The following is a 3,865-nucleotide window of genomic DNA, read 5'->3' as shown; positions in this document are numbered from 1 at the left end:
AGCAGACATTCCCAAGGCCTGCAATGGGTCGCAAGCAGCCGGTGATGACCTGCTGCGGCTCGCCCGGCGCTGGCTCGCTTGCCATGAGGCGATCAGCGCCTTGCTCGACTGCCCTGAGCCACCGTGCGTCGCGCAGGTGCGGGCAACGCTGCGGAGACTCTAACGCGCGGAGCCATCAGTTACCGAGCCACCCTTCAACATTGCGCGGATCACTGCGACGCACAGGCTTGGCATTCTTTGTTGTTTCGGCGGCGTGGGATGATCTTACCTGAGTATCAACCTGCAATCTCGGTCGTTCTGGCGGCAGCGGCGGATTTAAGATCGGGCTCGCACCTCTCATTTCATCTTTCATTCGAGAAGCATTCTCGTTTATTGCCGACGAATTTGACGGCAACTGGTTTGTGCGCACCTCTCCTGCTGGGAGAGTGACGTTGGTAGACAGATTAGCTCCTGGCGGCTGGGGCACTTCGGCCGGCACTCTTACTTCTGCCGGCTGGCCTAGAGCCGGTTCAGGGCGCGCGGCTGCCGCCGCTCCCGAACCTTGCGCCGGTCCGGGAAAGCCTCGCTGGCTGCAGTCGCTGACGACCGCCTTGTAGGCTTTGCCCTCGATCGTCGCGGAGACGATGCAGGGCGCGGGATGGTAGACCAGATCGTACTGGAAGCCGCCCCAATCATCCGACTCCGTGCGGAACTGATCATCGAGGATCACGGGCGTGTGTGGACGCTCGGTCGTCCCGAGGACGTAGAGCCGCCCTGCTGTGATCGTTGCAACCGCGATGGTAGACCCTGCGGAAGCGGGCTCGCCGAGCATCAGCGCGACTGCTCCTACTGCCGAAAAGATCGAGAGAAAGCGGAGCAAATGAGCTGATCCTACCCGTCTAATTCAGTACGTAGGTACAGACAAGCGAGGGCCATCGACAGTTCCCTCCCCAGCCTGACGGTTCAGCGCTCAACGATCGGGTGCGCCCTGCTACTCCCGAGCGAGCTTTGGCTCCGGCTTAGCGGCTCGTGTCAGGCTTTGGATCGCCCGTGGCGGTCGACCGGCCTTCTGAGCGATCTCGGCCTCCTGCTGCTCGATGAGGTCGCGGGCTGGCTGGTCACCGTCCAAGCCGCCCAGGATCTCCATAGGCACGCGCCGGTTCGAGGCGCGGCTGCCGTCCTCGAACATGACGTCGAACAGAACGAAGCCTCGATCCTGAGGCAGTTGCTTCGTGCGCTTGGCCATGCGGGCTGATACGCCAGCAAGCTCGGCCGCACCAGACGCCGAAGAGCGTCGCTGCAGTGAGCTTGGCACCGCCTCCGAACTCGCGCGCTCAGCCCGCAACAGCGAGCCTTTGCCGGCTGCTCAGCCGGGTATTTCCTTCGCGGGCCAGTTCGCGGGCTGGGTCACTCCGCTAATCTTGATCAGCCCCGTCCCGAATACGAGCGCCCCGGCTCCAACAACAGCCATCACCGCAAACAACCAGAACCACTGCATCGAGGGCTCCTCCTACTCGACAACCGTCCTGAAGCGGATCGCGCCACTGGTGTGCGGAAGTGACCTTCGGCGAGAGCGTGCCGAGGGCCCTCGGCTTAGCTGAGGTTCAAGGCTTGGTCGGATGCGCCGCCATGATGGCGGTGGCCAATCCGTTCCGGAGCGTCTTCTCTTGCGGCCCAGCCCGCTCCTCCCGCTTCAGGGAAGGCGTCGCCTCTACGATGGTCGCGATGTCGAGGGTATGGCCGCTCGGGAAGCGATGACGACCTGCGGCCGGATCCCGCATGTAGGCATCGATCGCCGCGACGATTTCCTGGCTGCTGATGCGGCCGGCCCTGCGTAGGTCGGCGACGATCGCTAGTCCGGCAGTCATAGGCGAGCTAATCAATTCCTGACGTTGACTTAGCTGTGCCACCCGGCCTACCGGATGAGCCGCCATTCTGGCTGGAGCTTGGGCGGCCGTCAGATCGTCCGAGCGGATCGTGTGAGCGGATGTCTGCCATGGTCAGTTTTCCTCCTGCGCTCTGAGTGGGCGCACGAGGAGGGAACCGCCCAGTGGCAGGGGTGATCCCAAAGCCGTCGCGCAGATACGGACGGCGCTGCAGCTGCTGCTACAGGATCAATCTGCGTCGGCCGCTCGTTCGGCTGCGCGCAACACGTCGCGCATCGTCAGCAGATCAAAAAGCTCGGCCTCGTAGCGCGCGATGTTCTCGCGCTCGCGGGCCCGTGCCTCCTTGGTGAGGGGCTTTGTCACGATGTCCGACCAACCGCCTCGTACAGTTCCCAGTAGCGCGTCGATCTCGTCCTGAACTCGCTCAAGCTCCGTCACGAGCTGCCCCCAACGTTGACTTAACCGTGCCGCCCAGCCGACATGGACCGTTCCGGCTGCACCCGCCTTGGCGAGTCGTGGCCGCCATTCAGGAGAGTTCGCCGCGAGATAGACCCTGAAAAGCCAACAGCCCCTTCCCGGCAAGGAAGAGGCTGCTGAAAACCTGGGGCCTTGTGGGGCCAGTCATGCAACTCCCCACAAGCCATAGCTCCCTACCGGGAGTCAAGACGGAACCTGTTTCCGTCAACGGGAAGGCTTTGCCTGGACCCTAGCCGCGGCCCGAGAGGGACCGGGACCGATGTTTCACGCCACCATGCGGTCGGCGATCGAAGGCGCGCGGACACTCGCGCAGCTCGACGACCTGTCGCGCACCATCTGGCAGGCCCACGCCGCCGAGACCGTCACCGACTCAGAGGCGCAGGGCTTGGCCGAGGCGCTGCATGCCCGCAGGAGCGCAATTAGAGAGGCCGCGGCGCCCGCGGGCATCCCGCTCGGCCGTGTGACGCTGTTCCCGCCCAAGCGCCTCCAGCGTGCTCCTGAGCGATCCGCGGCGATCGAGCGCCGCCGCCGGCTGGCTTGCTCTGGTCCGATGCCTCCAGTCCTCGCCAGCCGGTTCACCACCGGGCAGCTCGCGGTGCTGCGCATCGTCGGCGACGAGATGGCTCGCAACGGCGCCTGCGGGCTGTGCATCGACGCCATCGCGGCGCGGGCGGGCGTGTGTCGCCGGTTGGCGCAGGCGGCGATCCGGCTGGCCGAGGGCGACGGGCTGCTGACCATCCAGGAGCGACGTCACCAGGGCAGGAAGTCGGATCCGAACGTGGTCCGGATCATCTCGCGGGAATGGCTGCAATGGCTCCGGCGGGGAGGCAAAAAGCGACACGGTGTCGCTTTCGACGCTAAGGCGCAGACCGGGGGAAAAGGCAGGGCCGTGATGACCCCACCTTCGGCAGGCATAGGGTGCAAAACGGTTCGCCCCACGGATAGGGGAGATCCACAGAGGCAGGTTGTGGATACGGAGCTGAAGAGAGGCTGCCGGGAGGCAGCGGGCGACCTCGACCGATCAGGCCAAACGAGAATTCTCGCGGGTGGTGGCGCGGGCCGAGCTATGCGGTGAGGGTCTGAAGCCGGACGGTATGACGAACGTGCGCGAAGTGAACGGACTTCGTCGGCCGGCGCCATGCGCATCGCCTCAGGCTACCTGAAGCCTCCGAGTCTTCGCTGTGCGCCAGCATGATTTTAACCGTGTTCGACTGCGACTACTTTCAACCCGTCACGGCCTTGAACTGTCTCTCGCAAAATCCAGTTCTAAGAGGATGTTACAGCGTAATCCCATCTATGTGGGTGACCTAAAGCCCGTTGGCGTGGCCCGGCCCCTCGCGGTCGTGAGGCCCGGTACCTCGCTATCATCGCTGGTTACGATTTCGATCTCCTGCTTTTCGACCCTCACGCTGTTAGCCGCGGCCGCAACTTGGCTTGTCCCTCATGGCGACTGGACTTCCACGACGTTCACCCAGCGGCCGGCGTCGGTAGCATCTGCTCAGCCACAACCTGCATCTGCTTTT

General features: G+C 64.2%; 6 protein-coding genes. 1 reads left to right on the top strand and 5 read right to left on the bottom strand.

Features of this window, described 5'->3' with window-relative positions:
• Window positions 1-175: 175 nt before the first annotated feature.
• From MKK82_RS15765 to MKK82_RS15750, 5 genes are all read right to left on the bottom strand, one after another.
• On the bottom strand, window positions 176-859 hold the full coding sequence (locus MKK82_RS15765; RefSeq protein WP_243986246.1) for a hypothetical protein: 684 nt from the start codon (window positions 857-859) through the stop codon (window positions 176-178).
• A 111-nt stretch (window positions 860-970) separates the two neighbouring features.
• Window positions 971-1,225, bottom strand: a complete 255-nt coding sequence (locus MKK82_RS15760; protein WP_243986245.1) for a hypothetical protein — start codon at window positions 1,223-1,225, stop codon at window positions 971-973.
• A 120-nt stretch (window positions 1,226-1,345) separates the two neighbouring features.
• A complete protein-coding gene (locus MKK82_RS33950; protein ID WP_279603053.1) occupies window positions 1,346-1,477 on the bottom strand; it encodes a hypothetical protein in 132 nt (43 codons plus the stop codon).
• A 106-nt stretch (window positions 1,478-1,583) separates the two neighbouring features.
• Entirely contained in the window at window positions 1,584-1,847 is a 264-nt protein-coding gene (locus MKK82_RS15755; RefSeq protein WP_243986244.1) for a hypothetical protein, read from the bottom strand.
• Between the two features lie 246 nt (window positions 1,848-2,093).
• A complete protein-coding gene (locus tag MKK82_RS15750; RefSeq protein ID WP_243986243.1) occupies window positions 2,094-2,303 on the bottom strand; it encodes a hypothetical protein in 210 nt (69 codons plus the stop codon).
• 298 nt (window positions 2,304-2,601) lie between these two features.
• Here MKK82_RS15750 and MKK82_RS15745 point away from each other — a divergent pair, with 298 nt between their 5' ends.
• A complete protein-coding gene (locus MKK82_RS15745) occupies window positions 2,602-3,417 on the top strand; it encodes a hypothetical protein (RefSeq protein ID WP_243986242.1) in 816 nt (271 codons plus the stop codon).
• Window positions 3,418-3,865: the final 448 nt, after the last annotated feature.

This window comes from Methylobacterium sp. E-046 (assembly GCF_022829625.1).
Classification (GTDB): Bacteria; Pseudomonadota; Alphaproteobacteria; order Rhizobiales; family Beijerinckiaceae; genus Methylobacterium; species Methylobacterium longum.
The sequence above is the reverse complement of the archived record's forward strand: the minus strand, read 5'-3'. Positions and strand labels throughout refer to the sequence as shown.